We start from the raw sequence: 327 nt of genomic DNA on the forward strand, positions 1-327 counted from the left end.
AACCCACTCGTGCTGCAGGTCGTAGCGCCCGATGCCGGCGTGGGTGTCGAGATAGAAGAGGGGCTTCTCTTTGCCCGCCAGCGCCAGGATCAATTGGGCGAGCAGGGCGTGCTTGCAGCAGTCGGCGAAGTTACCGGCGTGGAAAAGGTGACGATAGGCGAGCATGCCCCGCAGCCTGGGTCCCGGTCACAATATCCGCGAAAGATACGGACTAGCGCCGGTTGTACTTGGTGGCCTTGCTCCGGGCCTTGTCCGCCGGGTACTTCTCGGCGTTGAGGTCGAGCTTCTTTTCCGCCGCCCGCAGCAGGTCGACGCCCAGCTTGTCGG

The 327-nt window shown here is 63.9% G+C and carries 1 pseudogene; it reads right to left on the bottom strand.

The features are described from left to right. Positions 1 to 165 (bottom strand): annotated as a pseudogene (locus tag ACTFO6_RS18240) (23S rRNA (adenine(2030)-N(6))-methyltransferase RlmJ); the annotation flags it as partial. Positions 166 to 327 lie beyond the last annotated feature (162 nt).

The organism is Pelomicrobium sp. G1 (assembly GCF_051905455.1).
In the GTDB taxonomy this organism is placed as follows: domain Bacteria; phylum Pseudomonadota; class Gammaproteobacteria; order Burkholderiales; family UBA6910; genus Pelomicrobium.